An 18,822-nucleotide genomic window follows, 5' to 3' on the forward strand; every position below is an offset into this window, starting at 1 on the left:
ACGCGCAAAGGTCGTTGCGCATGCTGCAACGCAGCCCCGGCGGTGGGCTCAGTGCACCTCGTCCACCAGCACATCCAGCGTCCAGGGCGTCCCCGCCCGCGCCGGCTCCCGGACCTCCACCACGTACCCGAGCTCCCGCAGCGCCTCCACCAGCTGCGCCGGGCCCTTCGGCGCGATCCCGGCCGCCAGCAGGCTCCGTACGATCCGCCCCTTCGTCGCCTTGTTGAAGTGACTGACGACCTTCCGGGTCGGCGCGTGCAGCACCCGTACGGTCGCGGTCCGCCCGGCGACCTCGCCCTTCGGCTTCCAGGCCGCCCCGTACGCCGCCGACCTCAGGTCGAGCACCAGCCCGTCCCCGGCCGCCTCGGGCAGCGCGTCCGCCATCGGCGTACGCCAGTGCGTGCCCAGCGCGCCGAGCCCCGGCAGCCGCACCCCCATCGAGCAGCGGTACGACGGGATCCGGTCCGTCACCCTCACCGCGCCCCACAGCCCGGAGAACACCAGCAGCGACCGCGCCGCGCGCCGCTTCGCCGCCGCGTCCAGCGAGGCCAGGTCCAGGGCGTCGTAGAGGACCCCCGTGTAGATCTCCCCGGCCGGCCGGGCGCCCGCGGTGCGCAGTTCCGCGTTCTTGGCGACCTCGCCGCGCAGTCCCTCGCTCAGCCCGAGCACCTCGCGCGCCTTCTCCTCGTCGCTCGCGCACAGCTCGGTCAGCTCGCCGAGCACGGCCTCACGGGCGGCGGTCAGCCCGGGCAGCGCCAGCGACTCCAGCTTCAACGGCGCGCCACGACCGGACGAGGCCTTCCCCTCGGAGGGCGGCAGCAGGACAAGCACGGGGTTCTCCTTCGCGGTTCGGCTCCCGGACAGAGTACGGCGTGCTCACGCCCGCTCCCTGTGCGCAAGCGCCTGTACGAGGCGGTCGGCGCCGTCCGCGTGCGGACGGATTCGCGGCAGGGTCGAGCGCGGACCGGCCGGGGCCGGCCCTTGACGGCTAACAGTGTTAGCCGTACGGTCGTGACATCGAGGCTAACGCTGTTAGCCGCCGCTGTCGGCGCCCCGGGAGGCAGTCATGAGCACGGCCACCACCAGCACCAGCTCACCCCTTCGACTGGTCCGCCGTACGGCCTGGCTCGCGGCGGCTCTCTTCTGGTCGGCCTTCGCCGTGCTGGAGGGCGTCAACCACGGCTGGCTCACCGGCGTCGCCGCCCTCGCCCTCCTCGTCGCCCCGGACCTGACGTTCCTCGTGGCCGCGGACGAGGCCCCCCGTATGGCGAAGGGGCAACTCCCGCCCCGCGCGGTGCCGTACTACAACGCGCTGCACCGCGCGTCGGTCCCGCTCGCGCTGATGGTCGACTACGCCGTCGGGCCGGTCGCCTGGCCCCCGTTCTTCGCGGCCCTCTGCGGCTGGCTCGCGCACATCTCGTACGATCGCGCCTTCGGATACGGACTGCGCACGAAGGAGGGCTTCCAGCGTGGCTGACCGTCTCACGCCCCGCGCCCGCGAGATCGCGGCGGCCGCCCGGACCCTCCTGGAGGACGCCGGGCCCGCCGCCGTCACCATGCGGGCCCTCGCCGACCACCTCGGCATCAGGGCCCCCTCCCTCTACAAGCACTTCCCCGACAAGCACGCCGTCGAGGTCGAGCTGACCGCGCAGATGCTGGAGGAGTCGGCGGCGGCCCTGGAGGAGGCGGAGGAGCGCGAGCCGGGCTCCCTGCCGGCGCTGGGGGAGGCGTACCGCACGTACGCCCTCGCCCACCCCCACCTCTACCGCCTCGCCACCGAACGCCCCCTGCCCCGCGCCCTCCTGCCCCCCGGCCTGGAGGACCGCGCCGCGATGCCGCTCCTGCGGGCCTGCGGCGCAGACGTCGACCTGGCCCGCTCGGTGTGGGCGTTCGCCCACGGGATGGTGATCCTGGAGATCCACGGCAGATTTCCGGACGACGCGGACCTGGCGGCGGCATGGAACACGGGCCTGAAGGCGTTCCACCCCTAGTACCTTGCTGAACGGGGGAGTGGCATGAGCCGTGAACAGGCGCTGTGGACCAGAGCGAGACTCGGCCGCTGCGGCCCGCCCCTGGACCTGCTGACCGCCCGCTTCGACAAGCACGTCTACGCCCCGCACGCCCACGACGAGTTCACCGTCGGCGTCTGCGTGAGCGGCTCGGAGGTCATCGACTACCGGGGCGGCCACATCCGCACCGGCCCCGGCTCCGTCGTCGTCCTCGCCCCCGGCGAGATGCACACCGGCGGCCCCGGCAACACCACCGACGGCTACGCCTACCGCGCCCTGTACGCCGGCCCGGCCCTGCTCGCCGAGGGCGTCCTCGGTGGCGTACCGCACTTCCGCGAACCCCTGATCGACGACCCGGAACTCGCCGCCGCCTTCCGCACCGCCCACACCGAGCTGAGCGCCTGCCCCGACCCCCTGGAGGCGGAGTCCCGCCTGCCCTGGCTGCTGACCGCCCTGGCCCGCCGCCACTCGACCGCCCGCCCGGTGAGCGACGCCGTCCCCGGCGCGGACCGCATCGCGAGGGCCGTCCGCGACCGCCTGGCCGACGAACTCCTCGCGCCCCCCTCCCTGGCCGACCTCGCCGAGGGCTTGGACCTGTCCCGCTACCAACTCCTGCGCGCCTTCCGTACGACGATGGGGGTGCCCCCGTACGCCTGGCTGGCCCAGCACCGCGTGCACCGCGCCCGCGCCCTCCTGGACGCGGGACTGCGCCCCGCCGAGGTGGCCCCGCTGGTCGGCTTCGCGGACCAGGCGCACCTGACCCGCTGGTTCCGCAGGGTCCTCGGCGTGACCCCGGCGGCGTACCGCAACAGCGTTCAAGACGCACGGTACTGACCGGGCCGAGACTGCGGGCATGACTGCACGCGGCTGGTTCCTGTTCTCCCTGATGGGAGTGGTCTGGGGCATCCCCTATCTGCTGATCAAGGTGGCGGTGGAGGACCTCTCCCCGTCCATGGTGGTGTTCACGCGGTGCGCGCTGGGCGCACTGCTCCTGCTGCCCTTCGCGCTGCGGCAGGGGGGCTTCTCACGCACCGTCCGCGCCCACTGGGCCCCGATGCTGGCCTTCGCGTGCATAGAGATCATCGGGCCCTGGTTCACCTTGACGGACGCGGAGAGGCACCTGTCGAGCTCCACCGCCGGTCTGCTGATCGCCGGAGTCCCCATCGTGGGCGTGGTGGCGGCCCGCTACTTCGGCGAGGGGGAGGTGCTGGGCGCCCGCCGGACGACGGGCCTGATGGTGGGCCTGGCGGGAGTCGGAGTCCTCACGGTCCCCCATCTGACCGGCGGAGACGCGAAGTCCCTGGCCGAGGTGCTGCTGACGGTGGTGGGCTACGCGACGGCCCCGCTGATCGCGGCCCGCCGCCTGAAGGACGTCCCGACCCTGCAGCTCATCGCCCCCTGCCTCACCCTCTGCGCCCTGGTCTACGCCGCGCCGGCGGCACTGACCCGGCCGGACCGCATGCCGTCCGCCTCGGTCCTGGGCGCCCTCGCGGCCCTGGGAGTGATCTGCACGGCGGTGGCGTTCGTGGCCTTCCTGGAACTGATCAAGGAGATAGGCCCCACCCGCTCGACGGTGATCACGTACGTCAATCCGGCGGTGGCGGTGGCGGCGGGCGCGATCTTCCTGGACGAGCCCTTGACGCCGGCCGTCCTGGCGGCGTTCGCCCTGATCCTGGCCGGCTCGGTACTGGCGACGGCGGCTGGTCCCCGCCGGGACAGGCGCCCGGTAACATGGTCGACACGGCAGACGAGCCGGGCGGACGGCCGCGTGGAGTCCCCCTAGGGGGCTTCCCGAGGAACGTCCGGGCTCCACAGGGCAAGGTGGTGGCTAACGGCCACCCGGGGTGACCCGCGGGACAGTGCCACAGAAAGCAGACCGCCCAGCACCTCGGTGCGGGGTAAGGGTGAAACGGTGGTGTAAGAGACCACCAGTGCCCAGGGTGACCTGGGCAGCTAGGTAAACCCCACCCGGAGCAAGGTCAAAAGGAGCGCCGTGAAAAGCGCTCTGCGCGGACGTTCGAGGGCTGCCCGCCCGAGTCCGCGGGTAGACCGCACGAGGCCGGTGGCAACACCGGCCCTAGATGGATGGCCGTCTCCCCGGCCGCCGCGAGGCAGCCGGGTGACAGAACCCGGCGTACAGCCCGACTCGTCTGCCCCCCGTACGCTTCGGGTGTGGAAGAGCTCCTGCACCCCCGAAGCGACAGCGCCCGGCGTTTTCTCCGCCGTTGGTACGGCATATCCGATGAATCGGCGGAACCGGCCTTCCCGGCGTCCGAGGACGTTCCCCGCGAGCTGGTCGAATGGCACAGAGCGGCTTCTTCCACCGGAACGCGGGTCACCTTCCAGGACCACGCGGTGACGGCGGCCGATCTGAAAAGGGACGCCGACGGAATGCTGGTCTTCTGGATCGAGAACCAGCACGGCTACTACTGGGCCGTGGATCCGGCATCGACGGACCGGCAGGTCCTCGATCGCACGAACACCTCCGACACCTGGCGGCCCACCGGCGAGAGCCTCGAGCGGTTCCTGCTGCACCGCACCGTGCACGAGGCCCTGCTGGGAACCGAGGTGAAGTTCTCCGCCGTGGTGCCGGCCGAGGTGCTCGCATCCGGCGCGTTGAACGGATTCTCTGCCCTGCCCTTCGCCCCTGCGGTCAACGAGGCGCCGTCGACCCGGTGGCTGTGCAGTGACGACGCCCTGGCCCGGATCGCCCCGCCGCCGGCCGGCTACGCCCCGCCCGGCCAGGAGAGCCGGATGCTCACCGTCGCGGCAGCACCGGGCACAGATCTCCAGACGTACCGCGCCGGCCTGGAACCCCACGTCCTGGAAAGGCCACGCCGCGAGGAACGGCCCGACGAGCCGTCCCCGGCGCCCCCATTCTGAAACTCCGGATCCGCGCCGAGGGGGCCGCCCGCGAAAGCGCGTCTGCCGGTGGAGCGTTTGCACGCCCCACCGGCAGACCGGTCACGCCGGATCCCTAGAGATCACTCGGGGATCACCTGCGGTTTCCGCGGAAGTACGTCGTCCCCCCTCCGACCACGGTGACCCAGAGCTCCGCGCCATGGGGCAGGGCGTCCTCGATATTGACTCCCCCTTGGTAGAAGCGTCCGTCGCAGTAGCCGCAGACGCCCCCCGGGTGATTGATGTACACGCGGCCCTGCCGGATGTTGTTCAGCCGCATATAGGCCGCCGCCTGCATCTCGACGTGGTGGCGGTTCTCCTGCGTCATGCCCGGGATGGTCCGCCAGTCGACGACGCCGTTGGTCCCACTGACCGCGTTGCTGTCCTGGCTGAGGAACCCACCGGAGTCCGGTCCACTGCCCAGCGGAATCTGATCGACCTGGGTGTCCAGCACACCCGAGGTCTGGTGCGTCTGCTGGGAGGTCCAGACCTCGCACGCCTGGCCGCTGGTGTTGTGGTTGAGGACCGAGGTCCCCGCCGCCACCACGTAGAACGTGTGGAGATCGCCGACCGTGAGGTTGTGGACAGTCGCCCGCTGCGCCGTCCAGCGCCGGATCGCGGCGATCTGTACGTACGTACCGGTGCTGGTCCGCAGCCACTGGCCCGACTTCAGGTCGGTGGCGGGGATCCACTCGCCGAGTTCGGCGACCCAGAAGGGGTGGCCGTCGGTCGCGGTGACCTGGGCCGTCCTCGTGCCCTTCGAGCCGTCGGTGTCGAGAGTGACCTCGACGAGGTGCTTGAGACCCCGGCCCTTGATCTCGGCCGTGACCGTCTCGATCCGGGTCTCGCCGGTCCTCGGGTCGGTCGCGACGACCTTGTCGCCCGCCTTGACCCGCTCGATCGGCTTGGTGGAGCCGTCGGCCATCAGAACCTTCGTGCCGGGCACGAAGCTGTTGCAGCCGCCGCCCGTCTCCGACCTGCCCGACCCGCCGTCTCCGCTGGATCCGCCGTTGTTGCGCGAGGAGCCGCCGGAATTGCCACCGGGTTTTGAACCACCGCCGGGCTTGGAACCGGCGCCGCTCTTGCCGCCACCACCTCCGGAGGCCTTGCTGGTGGACACCTTCGGGGCGGCCTTGGCCTGGGACTGCTTGTGGACGGGGTTACCTGTCTTCCGCTTCGCGGCGGCTGCCGCGTCGGCCCTTCTCTTGGCTGCCTCAGCGGCCTTCTTCTTGGCTCTCTGCGCGGCCTCCTTCTTGGCTTTCTCGATGGCCAGCTTCTTGGCCCGCAGAGCCGCGGCCTCGGCTGCCTTGGCGGCCTTGAGCACGGCCTCGGCGGCCCGCTTGGCGGCCTTGAACGCCTGGATGGCGTCGATGGTGCGGTTGATCGCCTTCAGGACCGACGGGATCTTGCCCAGCTTCGTCCAGGGAATGGCGTCCAGGATGATGCTGCCGCACGACCACATGTCACCGCCGAAGCAGGCCATGGCGTCGTTGATGCCGATGAAGTCCTTCAGCGTCTCCCAGGCCACGGCGAGGATCACCGAGGTCAGCGACTTGCCCATCATGGACTGCGCCTGGGCGACCTGCGCCGCGGACAGACCCGCGCCGGCGAGGGCCGCGGCCTTCTCCGAGGCGGTCAGGCTGATCGCCAGACCGGTCGGGTCGGAGTAGGTGACCGGGTTGTTCTGCGCGTAGGCGTACCCGTTGGCCTGCAACGGGTCGTTCAGGTCGAGCACCGGGTCGACGGACAGGAAGCGTCCGATCACCGGGTCGTACAGACGCGCGCCGAGCGGCTGGAAGCCGGAGGCGTCGTCACGCGTCTTGCCCAGGAACCCCTTGTGGTTCTGCAGGCTGGCACCGGCGGTGCCGCGCTCGTTGCCGAACGGGTCCTGCTTGCGGATGCGTACCGGCATGGTGCCGTTGAGGGCGACCTCCGTGTACACGCTGCCCTGGTGGTCCGCGGTCTGGGCGACCAGGGTCTCCGCACCGTTGCCGTAGGCGTAGCGCATGACCGCGCCGCCGCCGGGGACGACGTAGGTGCGCTGGGTGCTGACCAGGACACCGCCCTTCTGGACGGTGACCTCGGCCTCCCCCAGGTGCAGGGTGGCCTGCTTGCCCTTGACGGTCAGTAGACGCTCACCGTCGGGGCCGTAGATGTGACGGGTCTCGTTCTGCGGCTGCCAGAGCTGCGCGGACGACGAGCCGTCACACGTCGCCAGGACGATCGGTGTGGCGTTGGCCGAGTTCGCGCCCTGGACCGCCAGGCACAGGCCCGAGTCCTGGTGGATGAGCTGTCCGGCCGTGTTCCGCCGCAGCTCCTGGGCGGTCACCTGCGCGGCGGTGGTGCCGCACTTCTGGATCTGCACCGCCGATCCCGGAGCGTTCGAGGTCGGCTGGAGACACCAGGTGTCGTAGAGCGACAGGGTGCCCCGGTCGGGGTTGGTCTGCGTCCCTCCGACAGGAGCCGGGGTCGGCGTGAACCTGAGGTTCTGCGCCGGTGACGCGTTGCAGGTGTAGAGCTGCATCGGCTGGCCGGTGGCCGCCGTTCCGGACTTCAGGTCGAGGCACTTGTCGGCCAGACCCACGTACGGCGTCTTCCCGCCGCTGCCCTGACCACTGATCCGGTCGATCTTGCCGTCGTAGGTCCAGGTCAGGTCCTGCTTGTCACCGTTCTGGATCGAGGTGATCGACTTGGTCTCGCCGGTCAGCTCGTACAGACGGGTGGCCTCGGCCTTGACCTGCGCGCCCGCGGGGGTCGTGTAGGTCTTCGACACCTTGGTCAGCGTGTGCGGCTGGCTGCCGTCTGCCTTGCCGTAGGCGTAGTCGGTCGTGGCGTCCTTGGCGGTGGTGCCGGTGAGGTCCTTCTCGGTCAGCTGGGTGCGGTTGCCGAGGAGGTCGTACGCGTACTCCTGCCAGTAGCCGGAGGCGTCCTTGCCCGCGGCGACGTTCACCGTGCCGTCCGCGTTCTTCGGGGTGGTGCAGTTCTGTGCCGGGTTCTTGGCGGTCCAGGCGGTCTTCAGCTGCCCCGTCGGGTCGTAGACGAAGCACTGCCGCTCCTCGATCCCGACGGACTTCTCCTCGATCGAGGTGACGTTGCCCGCCGGGTCGTAGGTGTAGGCCCGGTGGGAGACCAGGTTGTCGGCGACAACGGAGGTGTCCGCGGCGGTCCCCGACTTCTCGCGGTAGACCTGCTGGTCCGTCAGCTCACCGCTGGACTCGTCGTACGAGTTCTGCGTCCACACCCGGTAGGGCTGGGCGCCCAGGGTGGAGCGCAGGACCTGGCCGTACGGGTCGTAGAGGGTCTCGGAGCCGTACCAGTCCTTGCCGGAGACGGAGAGCGGCTTGCCGTCCTCGTTGTATCGGACGACCAGCTTCTCGGCGTCGAACCTGCCGACCGCCGGGAGCGTGCCCTCCTCCAGCGCACCCGTGTCCGAGTAGGAGTAGCTGTAGGTGTAGTCCTTCTTCAGCCCCCAGGTGTCGACGACGGACTGCGGCAGCGACAGCGTGGTCGAGGTCGGCTGGTAGTCCTTTGTGTAGCCGCCGACCGTCTGCGTGTAGGCCAGCGTGTCGGTGTAGCGGGTGGCGGTGGCGGGCATGCCCTTGCCGCCCGGGGCGGTGTCGTACGTGAAGTCGGCGAGCACCGTGCCGGACGAGTCGGTCAGACGCTGCTGCTTCGGCCGCGACAGCTCGTCGTAGGCGTTCCAGACCTTGATGCCGCGGGCGTTGGTGGTGGTGAGGACCCGGCCACGGGCGTCGTACGCGGTACGGCTCGTGCCCGAGTCGGGGTCGGTCGCCGTCTCCATCCGGCCGTTGTGGTCGTACGTCCAGGACCAGGGGTGCGTGGGATCGGCCGAGGCGATCGCCTTGTCGACGAGGCCCTTCGCGTTGTACTCGTAGCGCGTCGACGTGAAGCCCCCGGGCGCCGCGGGGTTGAAGGTGTCGGCGCGCAGGGTCCGGCCCGTCGCGTCGGTGTAGACGCGGTAGGACGAGTCGCCCTGCGGCTGGACGACCTTCGACCAGTCCTCGCCGTACTCGTAACGGACGCCCCGCTCCGGGTACGCCTTCGAGCTGGACTCCTGCGTGTTCGGATCCACGTACTTCATGTACGGGGTCTCCTGGAGCACGCGGCCGAGACCGTCGTAGGTGTAGCGGGTGATGTTGGGGACGGCCGTGTCGGAGACCGGGGTGAACAGCTCGCCCGGCTCGGCCTCGGCCGTCAGATAGGCGTTGTTGGTCCGGTAGACCTCACCCGCGTTGTTGTACAGCGTGTCGGTGATCAGCCAGCCGGCGTCGCCGTCGGCCTCCTCCTGCGTCTGCCGTTCGCGGCCGAGGCCGTCGTAGAGGGTGACGGAGGTCTCGACCCGGTTCTCGTAGCCCCGGCTGTACGTGGTGACGTACGGAGGCTTGCGGATCTTGGTGTTCGGGTGGTCGGGGTCGGTCTCCTCCGGCGGGATGGTGTAGACCGCGCGGAAGTCCGGCACCGAGGAGGATGAGGGGGCGCGGCCCGGGGCCCAGGCCTCGGAGAGCCGGCCCAGCGGGTCGTACTTCGCCTCGCTGACCAGGTTGTTGGCGTCGGTCGTCTTCACCGTGACCGAGCGGCCGGGCTCCAGTTCCTGGGTCTGGCTGTGCCCGAGCACATTGGTCGTGGTGACCTTGAAGACCTGGCCCGTGGCCGGTCCCTCGGAGGAGTAGGTGATCGTGGAGGACTTCGGCAGTGACTGGGCCAGCTGGTCCGGGTCGGTCTGCCGGGTCACCCGGCCGATGTCGTCGAAGCCGGCGGTTCCGTTGGTCTGGAAGCCGGTGCCGTCGCCCTTGAGCGACCACGACTCGGTGGCCAGCCCGCGGGTCGAGCCCGACAGCGTCGCGCCGTAGACCCCTCCGTCGTACGCGGTGCGGGCGGCGCCGCTCAGCGTCGTGAGGTCGCTCCAGTTCGCGTTGGCGCAGGTGGTGGGGGAGACGAGGACCTGCTTGCTGAGACCGATCAGGTTCTTGGCGGTCTGGTGCACGTACTCGGACTTGGTGCAGGACTCGTCACCGGTCTTGCCGGTGTCGCCCAGCGACTCGACCAGCGTGGGCAGACCGTACGTCGGGTCGTACGTCGTCGTCGTCTTCACCGACCGCGCCGCACGCGGGTCGTCGGAGTTGGTACCCGACGACTTCGTGTACGCGATCTCCTCCGGCTCCGTGACCCGCCAGGCCCGCAGCGGGCTCAGGCCGTCGTCGCGGTCGCGCCGGGCGAGTTCGGTGGCCGCCGGCTTGGTGACGCTGCGGCTCAGCCAGTCGGAGTCGGCCTTGGTGGAGTCGGTGTAGGTGAGCTCCTCGGCGATCCGGCCGGCGAACGGCTCCTCGTCCTTGGCGATCTCGGCGCCGGTGATGTCCTTGACGGACACGGTGTCGCCGAGGCCCCGGAAGAAGCGGGTGACCGACTTGGAGCGCTGCGCGGCACTGGCCTCGTCGTCCGGGCCGGTCAGCACGGTGGTCTGCTCGAAGCCCGCGAACTGCGAGTAGGTGCGCTGGGACTTCTTGGTGAACTCGGCCTCGGCGAGCTTCCAGGCCGGGTTCTTGTACTGGTAGGCCGTCTTGACGGTGTAGTTGCCGTCGATGTTCGGCAGTTCCTCGACGGTGTCCACGACGTACTTGTGGAACCAGTCGATGTCCTCGACCTCGGGGTCGGGGTTCCAGAACGACGGGTAGCAGAGCCGGTCGTTGACCTTGAGCTGGGCCTGCAGCCGGGCCATGGCCGTGGCGCGGTCCTCGCCGGGCCGCTGGTCGAGCAGCGGCAGGTCACCGGTGAGGCAGTCGCCGCCGATCTTCTTGTAGGTGACGACGGTCTCGCCGCCGTACTCGTTGACGACGCGGCCGATGCGCAGCCGGGAGAAGCCGGGACGATGGGTGTTGACCGCCTTGACGCGGTTCGGCATGTCCTCGGTGTTGGGCTCGAACCGTACGGTGTTGAGTGTCACGCTCGCGTCGGTGGAGCCGTTGCGGGCATAGCCGGTGCGCTGGACGGACTCCAGCCACAGGGCCGTGTTCGGGCCGGTCAGCAGCTTGGCGAAGCTCTGCTTGAGCTGGTACTCGTCGACGACCTGGCGGGCGGCGGTGTCGGTGCGCCGCTGGGCCGACGTCGTGATCTTGTCGAGGCGCTTACGGGTCCAGAAGGTCGGACCGGCGTTCCAGCACTTCTTGCCGCTCTCACAGCGCAGGTCGGCCGGGGTGTCGTACCAGGGCAGGTAGTTGCGCGGGTCCTTGGACGTGAAGTTGGCCTCGGAGCAGGTGATGTCCTTGACGGTGTAGCAGCGCTCCGCCACCGTGAAGCCGACCCGGGCCGGGGCCGTCGCGGTGAAGATGCTGTCGCTGCGCTGGCCGTAGTAGATGTGGCTGAGCCAGCCGTCACGGTCGTAGACGACCGGGGCCTTGAAGTTGAAGTTCCGGGCGTAGTAGTTCTGGTCCTTGTCCCACCACAGCGACATCGCGTTGCCGTGGATGTCCTCGACGTAGTCGAGGCCCCAGCGCCAGCCCTGTGTGCACCAGGAGTTGGTCCAGTCGGTGGTCGTGGGGCCCTTGTAGCAGTCCTCGCCGCTGTGGTTGCCGTAGACGGGGACGGTCAGGACGGACTTGGTGGTCGGGTCGTCGGCTGCGGTGCCGTGGTCGGACCAGCCCGGGAGCTTGTTCTTGCCGAAGTGGTACTTGGTGCCGTCCTTGGTGGTGACGACCCAGTACTCACCGTCCTTGGCGCCGTTGCCGGTGGCCTCTCCCTTGACGAGCTCGACGGTGGAGCCGTCGCCGTTGGCCGTGAACCACTTGCCCTTTGTCTTGTCCCACACCAGCTCGGTGGTCAGGCCGCCGAGGGAGAGGGTGGCGTTCTCCGAGCCCCAGCACAGGTCCGCGGTGCGGTGCGTGGAGTTGTTCGATCCCGCCTTCTTGGAGTCCTGACGGCAGTTGGCGTACGTACGGGTGATGGAGCCCGCGTTGTAGTCCCAGCCGTCACCGATCCAGGAGGCCTGGTTGTTCGTCGAGGACGTACGGCCGTCGACGGACTGCGAGGAGTACGACAGACCGACCTTCGGCATCAGACCGCCGGCGGTCTCCGGGACCTGGATCTGGTACGAGTACGTGAAGGCGCCCGAGGACGAGCCCGACGACCAGGAGCCGGAGGACAGCAGAGGCGAGGCCGTGAAGTCACCGGACACCGAGGAGCCGGTGTCGAGGGCGCCGACGGCACCGCCGCCGTTCGCGGCGACCGCGGGCCGGACACCGTCCCGGTAGGAGGCCTTCGTGGCGCCGGAGGGGACGAAGCCCTCACCGACGAGGCCGGCGACCGGGATGCTGCCGCTGAGGACCTTGCGGGTCTTGGCGCTCCTGGCCGACTTGGTCCGGGTGGGGGCATCCTTGGCCGGCACGGTCTCCACCGAGCTGCGCAGCCGCTGGAAGTCCTTCCTGCCGTTCCTGACGTCCTTGTCCCCGTCGGCGGACCCCCTGGAGAGGGACATCGTGGTCATACCGCCGCCGTCGGCGCAGTCACCCGCGGCCGGGGAGGAGTACACGCACTCGGGCAGCAGCATCAGACCGAAGCGGTCGGCGGCCTGCGGTCCGTAGAGGTCGGCGAAGCCCGTGGTGTCGACGCTGATCGCGACCTCGGCGGCCGGATCGACGGAAGCCGGCGGGGTGAGCTTCATGACGATGCCGGAGACGCCCGCGTCCTGCGAGGTGGTCTGCGGGGCCACGCCCACGGTCCAGTCGCCGGCGAGGGCGGCGGGGTCGCCGCCCTCGGGGACGCCGATGGCGACCGGCAGGTTGTTGGTGACCGGCACGGTGGTGCCGGGCTCGCTGGTCGTGGAGAGCGTGGCGCTGCCGGTGCCGGAGGTCCATGTCGCCGTGGCGGCGGGGGTGTACGGGTCGACCGGGTTCTCGGGAGCCAGCGTCAGGGTCTTGTCGGCGGCCTCGTCGCCCTCGACCTCGGTGGGCTCGGGCAGCTCCGGGAGGTCGACCTCGGCGATCGACTTCTCGCGGCTCATGCCGGGTTCGGGGACGGCCAGGGCCTGCCCGCCCAGGCTGGTCACGGTCAGTGTCGAGGACAGCAGAAGCACGGTCGCCGTGCGGCTTCGCCGCCGACGCCGTCGTTGTGACCATGTCATGGCTGGGCGTCTACGCCCCAGCCATGACAGCGGACCTGAAGCACGCATACGCGTCGACTCCCACCCTGGCGGATCGTTCGAGGGCACACGTCCGGCTCAGGCGCGTGCGTGCGCACTCTCTGTCATGTCCGCAGCGCAATACAAGATCGACCGCGAGGTGGAACGTCCTGAAAGGTGATCCCTGTCACGGATCGAAACGGATCAGACGGTTGCGTTGACGGCCCATCAGACGGATCGGGGAAATCACTTGATCATGACCAATAAGGCACCGGAAAAGCCTTAAAGCGGACACAGTTGATAGACCGTCACATGGACTTACTGTTTTCATAACGGATTCACAACTGGTCATACATGGACGTGATACGGCGCATGTGTGATCGTGTGCGCGCCTCTGCCCCACGGCCTGCCGATCGGGGCTGTCTGTGCTGTCCTCAATCCGCTTGGTTCCCACGGGAGTAGACCGCCGTGACCGCGCCGCCCCGATATCTCAGCCCTTTCGTGCGCACCCGCACACGGCTGTCCCTCACCCTCGGCCTCGTACTGGCCGCCCTGACCTCCGCCCTGCTGCCGTGGTGGCACCCCGGCGGCTCCGACCCGGCCCGGCCTCGCGGCGCCACCGACGCCAAGCCCGCCTCCACTGGGCCGCGCGACGAGGCCGCCGCGATGGCCGAGGCCCGGCGCACCCGGAAACAGGTTCCGGTCGACACCGCCACCACGGCCACCACGCTGACCTGGGCGCTGCCCAGCGGCCGGCTGAAGACCCGGATCACGGCCGCGCCCACCCGGGTGAAGAACGCCGACGGCGAGTGGGCCCCGATCGACAACACCCTCAAGCGAACGGCCGAGGCACCCCGGGGACTTGGCATCTCACCCGCGAACCCGGCCGTCGCCGTGCGCTTCGCGAGCGGCGACGCCCGCAAGGACCGCGCCGACCGCTCCTTCACCCGTGCCGGGACCCCGGGCGACACCGTGCTGGCCGAGGTCGACCTCGGCGGCCACACGGTCGCGTACACCTGGCCGGGCACCCTGCCCGAGCCGGTGCTCGACGGCTCCCGCGCCCTCTACTCGGAGGTGCTGCCCGGCGTCGACCTGCTGCTCGTGGCCCGCGAAGAGGGCGGCATGGCGCAGGTCCTGATCGTCAAGACCCCCGAGGCCGCGCGGAGCAAGGAGCTCGCCACCGTCTCGTACGGGCTGCGCTCCGACACGGCCGTGTTCCGGCGGGACACCAAGGCCAGCCGGGTCCGGGTCCTGGACCAGGCCGGCAAGGAGGTCGGCTCGATCCCGACCCCGTTCGCCTGGGACTCCAGCGGCCGTGACCCCGAACTGCCCCCGGGCACCGCGAACCGTACGGCGGTCGCCACCCCGGCCGAGGTGCTGAAGCTGTCGGGTCTCACCGGCATCGAACCCGGCGCCGAGTCCGCCCCCCTGCCGATCGCCCTGGACGGCGCGAACACCGGCACGGCCCGCCTGAAGCTCGGTTTCGCCGCCACCGGCCTGGCCGACCGCGAGGACATCACTTATCCCCTCTTCGTCGACCCGCCGCTGAACCCCGGCTGGGACGCCTGGACGGTGGCCTACAAGCCGTACCCGAGCACGAGCTTCTTCAACGGCACCAACTTCTCCTCCGGCACCTCCGACGCCCGCGTCGGCCACGAGAGCGACACCGGCGGCACCGCCCGCTCGTTCTGGCGCATGGACTGGTCCAGCTCCATCAGGGGCGCGGAGATCAAGTCCGCCACCTTCAAGGTGCTCAACAACCACTCCTGGTCCTGCACCACCCGCGAGTTCCAGATCTGGCGCACCGGCTCGATCTCCTCGGGCACGACATGGAACGCGCAGCCGAGCTGGTCCGACGAGCTCCAGCGCAAGTCCTTCGCACACGGCTGGTCGGCGAGCTCCTGCCCCGACGACTACGAGGCCTTCAACGTGAAGGACGCCGCCCAGTACGCCACGACCAACGGCCACTCGAGCCTCACCCTCGGCATGCGGGCCACCAGTGAGTCCGACGCGCAGACCTGGCGCAAGTTCAAGGCGACCTCCGCGACCGTCGAGGCCGTCTACAACCGCAAGCCGAACGAGCCCACCGACGGTGAGACCTCCCCCGGCGGCGACTGCGTCGTCGGCTCCCCGGGCCGCACGGTCGGCGACACCGACCTCACCCTGAAGGCACGCGCCACCGACCCCGACGGCAACCTCAAGGGCCTGCGCTTCCGCTTCTGGAAGTCCGGCGCGACCGCCCCCGCCGGCGTCCTGGCCACCAACCTCAGCAGCGGCTGGGCGTCGACGATCATCGACGCGTCGTCGCTGGAGGACAAGACCACCTACTACTGGGACGTGCGCGCGGAGGACTCCGACACCCCCACCTCGGCGGTCTCCACCTTCTTCCCGCCCGGTACCACGCCGTGCGCCGTGACCGTCGACGGCTCCGGTCCGCCGCCGCCGGCCGTCACCAGCGACGTATGGCTGCGGGCCACCACGAGCGGCGCCACCTGGGCGAAGGTGAGCTTCGGCCAGACAGGACCGATCACCTTCTCGTCGCCGGGCGCGAAGAAGTTCACATACGCCTGGGGCGGCGTCGCCCCGGTCCCGGTCAACGCCGACGCGAGCGGCAAGGCCACCGTCCCCGACCTCCAGCCGCCGAACGCCGGCCCCAACACCCTCCAGGTCTACGCCTACGACAGCCTCGGCAACCCGAGCGCCCGCACGGACTACACGACGTACGTCCCGCCGAAGGAGAACGCCGACGCCCCCGGCGACACGGGCGGAGACGGCACCCCCGACCTGCTCGTCATCGACGCGGACGGCGTCCTGCGCACGTACCCGGGCCAGCCGGGCGGCGAGCTGTACGGCCAGTTGGCCTCGTCGTACACCAGGGGCAAGGACGGCAAGGCGACACTGAACCCGCCGGGCCACTGGTACGACCCCGCCTCGACGCTCGGCAACAAGGCCGCGCTGATCGCCCACTACCAGGACACCTACCCGGGCGACGGCACCACGGACCTGTTCGCCCGCACCCCGGACGGCGGCTTCTGGCTCTACCCCGGCGACGGCTACGGCTCCTTCGACGTCGACCGGCGCATGAAGATCCGCCTGCCGTCGAACGCGCCCGCGCCCTCCACCTGGACCCAGCTCAAGGCCCTCGGCGACATCACCGGCGACAAGCTGCCCGACCTGGTGCTGCGCACCGCCGCCGGTTTCTGGGTGCTCTCCGGCTACACCGGCGGCAGCATCCAGACGGCGACCCAGATGAACGCCGACGCCTGGGCCCGCCGCGACATCGTCAACCTGGCCGACATGAACAAGGACGGCACCCCCGACCTGCTCTGGCGCAACCTGGACAACGGCAACATGAACCTCCGCCGCGGCAAGCCCGGCGCGGTGGCGGGCAGCGTCGACCTCACCTCCCTGATGCTGGCCGCCAACGCCGTCGACGGCGACGAGCCCTTCGGCACGAGCTGGACCGAGGCCAACGTGAACGCGGCGATCGGCATCCCGGACATCAACAAGGACGGAATCCCGGACATCTGGGCCCGCTTCGCCTCCGACGGGCACATGTCCGTGTACCACCCGTCGACCACCAACACCAACGCTCCGGTGAAGACGGTGATCGGGTCTGGGTGGAACGAGAAGTTGGGGTTCGGGTGAGGTGATCCGCCCTCCGGGCCTGGACGGGGTGAGCCCCCGGCGCCATGCGGCGCCGGGGGCTCACCCCCTTTCCGTACGGCTACGGGGTCTGCCGCGGATGCGACCACCGCTACGAGTGTCAGTACCGCCAGGTACCCTCACACACATCGTCAACGCGGCCCGACGGGCTTCCGCTCCACCCCGGTGGAGTCTCGAAGGACATGCCCCCACCCGCACGAGTCTCTTCGTGCTGCCTGGGGGAAGTCCTTGCTGTTCCGCGCGTCCGCGAAAACGGTCGCCGTCATGGCACTCGACGGTTCGCTGTTCCTGCACCTCACCGACAAGTTCGTCCACATGCACGGCTATCGGCCCGGCGCCTCGGAGGTGCGTTCCTGGGAGCGCAGCATCCCCGTCCTGGCCGCCGCACTCAACGACGCCGGCCTGGGCGACGTGGAGGTCATGCTCGAGTACTCGCTCCCGCTGAACAGCAAGCGCGCCGATGTCGTCCTCGCCGGAGTGCACCCGGTCACCGGAGAGCCGTCCTACGTCGTGGTGGAGCTGAAGCAGTGGAGCCAGGCACTGCCCCACGAGGACGACCCGACCCTGTGCCATGTCGACGCCTATGCGCAGCCGGTCCTCAACCCCATCGAGCAGGTACGCCGTTACTGCGAATACCTCGTCAATTTCAACGGGGCGGTTGCCGAACACGCGCACCGGGTGGCCGGAGTGGCGTATCTGCACAACGCCACCGAGTTCGGCGTGACCGGACTGCGCGAGATCGAGCGTGACGGCCACGGACTGCTCTTCACCGAGGAAGGCCGCGGCGCCTTCCTCGACCACCTTCGTACGAGACTGAGCGACAAGCACCCCGGGGCCCGGGCGGCGGACGAACTCCGCGCGGGCGCCAAGGTGCCGTCGAAGCAGCTCATGTCCGTGGCCGCCGAGGAGGTGCGCGACCGCACGCAGTTCGTCCTCCTCGACGAGCAGCAGGTCGCGTACCGGATGGTGCTCAACGCGGTCGAGAAGGCGAAGCACGCCGATCGCAAGGAAGTCGTCATCGTCACGGGTGGCCCTGGCACCGGCAAGAGCGTCATCGCCCTTCAACTGCTCGGCGAGCTCTACCGGCGCGGGGTTCCGGCACTGCATGCCACCGGCTCACAGTCGTTCACCAAGACGATGAGGAAGGTCGCCGGAGCCCGCAAGCGGGAAGTCCAGGACCTGTTCAAGTACTTCAACAGCTTCATGACGGCCGAGAAGAACAGCCTGGGCGCCCTGATCTGCGACGAGGCACACCGCATCCGGGAGACCTCGGCCAACCGCTACACGCGCGCCGAGAACCGTACCGGAAGGGCACAGATCGACGAACTCATAGACGTCGCCTACGTGCCCGTCTTCTTCCTCGACGAGCACCAGGTCGTCCGTCCCGGTGAGATGGGCACAGTCGCCGAGATCAAGGAGGCCGCGGCGAAGCGGGGCATCCCCTGCAGTGTCGTCCCGCTGGACAGCCAGTTCCGCTGCGGTGGCAGTGACGCCTACCTGCGCTGGGTGGTCCGCCTCCTCGGCCTGGAGCCGGGCGGGCCGGTCGTATGGGAACCCGACGATCGCATGCAGCTGATGGTCGCCGACAGCCCGCAGGAGATGGAGGCCTTCCTCGAAGCTCGTCGCACCCAGGACTACGGCGCCCGTATGTCCGCGGGCTACTGCTGGCGCTGGTCCCCGGAACCCAGGCCCGGCGACCCACTCCCGCCCGATGTCGTCATCGGCGACTGGGCCCGCCCCTGGAATCTGCGCGGCGACCGCTCCGTCTCCGGCGCGCCCCCGGCCGCCCTGTGGGCCACCGACCCGGCGGGCTTCGGACAGGTCGGCTGCGTCTACACCGCCCAGGGCTTCGAGTACGACTGGTCCGGCGTGATCATCGGCCCCGATCTGGTCTGGCGGGGAGACCGTTGGGTCACGGACCGCACGGCGTCCAAGGACCCGGTCTTCAAGAAGTCCACCCCGGACACCGACGTGGACCGCCTGATCCGCAACACCTACAAGGTCCTGCTGACCCGGGGCATGGTCGGCACGATCGTGTACTCGACGGACCCGGAGACGCGACGGAAACTGCGCGAGCTCGCGGGTGGACCGGCAAGGGAAGCAGTGGCGGTCTGA

General features: G+C 70.0%; 8 protein-coding genes, 1 other RNA gene and 1 pseudogene. 8 read left to right on the forward strand and 2 right to left on the reverse strand.

What is annotated here, in order from left to right; translation table 11 throughout:
- Positions 1 to 48: 48 nt before the first annotated feature.
- Positions 49 to 831, reverse strand: coding sequence for a peroxide stress protein YaaA (yaaA, locus tag OG852_RS34135; protein WP_133909834.1), 783 nt, complete (start codon positions 829 to 831; stop codon positions 49 to 51).
- Between the two features lie 235 nt (positions 832 to 1,066).
- Here yaaA and OG852_RS34140 point away from each other — a divergent pair, with 235 nt between their 5' ends.
- From OG852_RS34140 to OG852_RS34160, 6 genes and pseudogenes are all read left to right on the forward strand, one after another.
- On the forward strand, positions 1,067 to 1,477 hold the full coding sequence (locus OG852_RS34140) for a DUF4260 family protein (protein ID WP_330349946.1): 411 nt from the start codon (positions 1,067 to 1,069) through the stop codon (positions 1,475 to 1,477).
- Positions 1,470 to 1,991 (forward strand): TetR/AcrR family transcriptional regulator, encoded by a 522-nt coding sequence (locus OG852_RS34145; protein ID WP_330349947.1) that lies wholly within the window; start codon positions 1,470 to 1,472, stop codon positions 1,989 to 1,991. Before OG852_RS34140 ends, OG852_RS34145 begins: the two co-directional genes overlap by 8 nt.
- Positions 1,992 to 2,015: 24 nt before the next feature.
- Positions 2,016 to 2,843 (forward strand): helix-turn-helix domain-containing protein, encoded by an 828-nt coding sequence (locus OG852_RS34150; protein ID WP_330349948.1) that lies wholly within the window; start codon positions 2,016 to 2,018, stop codon positions 2,841 to 2,843.
- 52 nt (positions 2,844 to 2,895) lie between these two features.
- Positions 2,896 to 3,642, forward strand: a pseudogene (locus OG852_RS51050) (DMT family transporter); the annotation flags it as partial.
- Between the two features lie 115 nt (positions 3,643 to 3,757).
- Positions 3,758 to 4,162: RNase P RNA component class A (rnpB, locus tag OG852_RS34155), an RNA gene on the forward strand.
- 19 nt (positions 4,163 to 4,181) lie between these two features.
- The gene (locus OG852_RS34160; protein ID WP_133909862.1) at positions 4,182 to 4,892 is read left to right on the forward strand and encodes a hypothetical protein; all 711 of its coding nucleotides are present in this window, start codon (positions 4,182 to 4,184) and stop codon (positions 4,890 to 4,892) included.
- 112 nt (positions 4,893 to 5,004) lie between these two features.
- Here OG852_RS34160 and OG852_RS34165 read toward each other — a convergent pair whose 3' ends face one another.
- Positions 5,005 to 12,969, reverse strand: a complete 7,965-nt coding sequence (locus tag OG852_RS34165) for a ricin-type beta-trefoil lectin domain protein (RefSeq protein WP_330349949.1) — start codon at positions 12,967 to 12,969, stop codon at positions 5,005 to 5,007.
- Between the two features lie 540 nt (positions 12,970 to 13,509).
- On the opposite strand from OG852_RS34165, the gene OG852_RS34170 reads away from it, so the two are divergent.
- Together OG852_RS34170 and OG852_RS34175 are read left to right on the forward strand one after the other, a co-directional pair.
- Positions 13,510 to 16,689, forward strand: a complete 3,180-nt coding sequence (locus OG852_RS34170; RefSeq protein WP_330349950.1) for a DNRLRE domain-containing protein — start codon at positions 13,510 to 13,512, stop codon at positions 16,687 to 16,689.
- Positions 16,690 to 16,935: 246 nt separating this feature from the next.
- Positions 16,936 to 18,822 carry a DNA/RNA helicase domain-containing protein gene (locus OG852_RS34175; RefSeq protein ID WP_133909865.1) on the forward strand — a complete coding sequence of 629 codons (1,887 nt, stop codon included), beginning with the start codon at positions 16,936 to 16,938 and terminating at the stop codon, positions 18,820 to 18,822.

It is taken from the genome of Streptomyces sp. NBC_00582 (assembly GCF_036345155.1).
GTDB lineage: Bacteria > Actinomycetota > Actinomycetes > Streptomycetales > Streptomycetaceae > Streptomyces.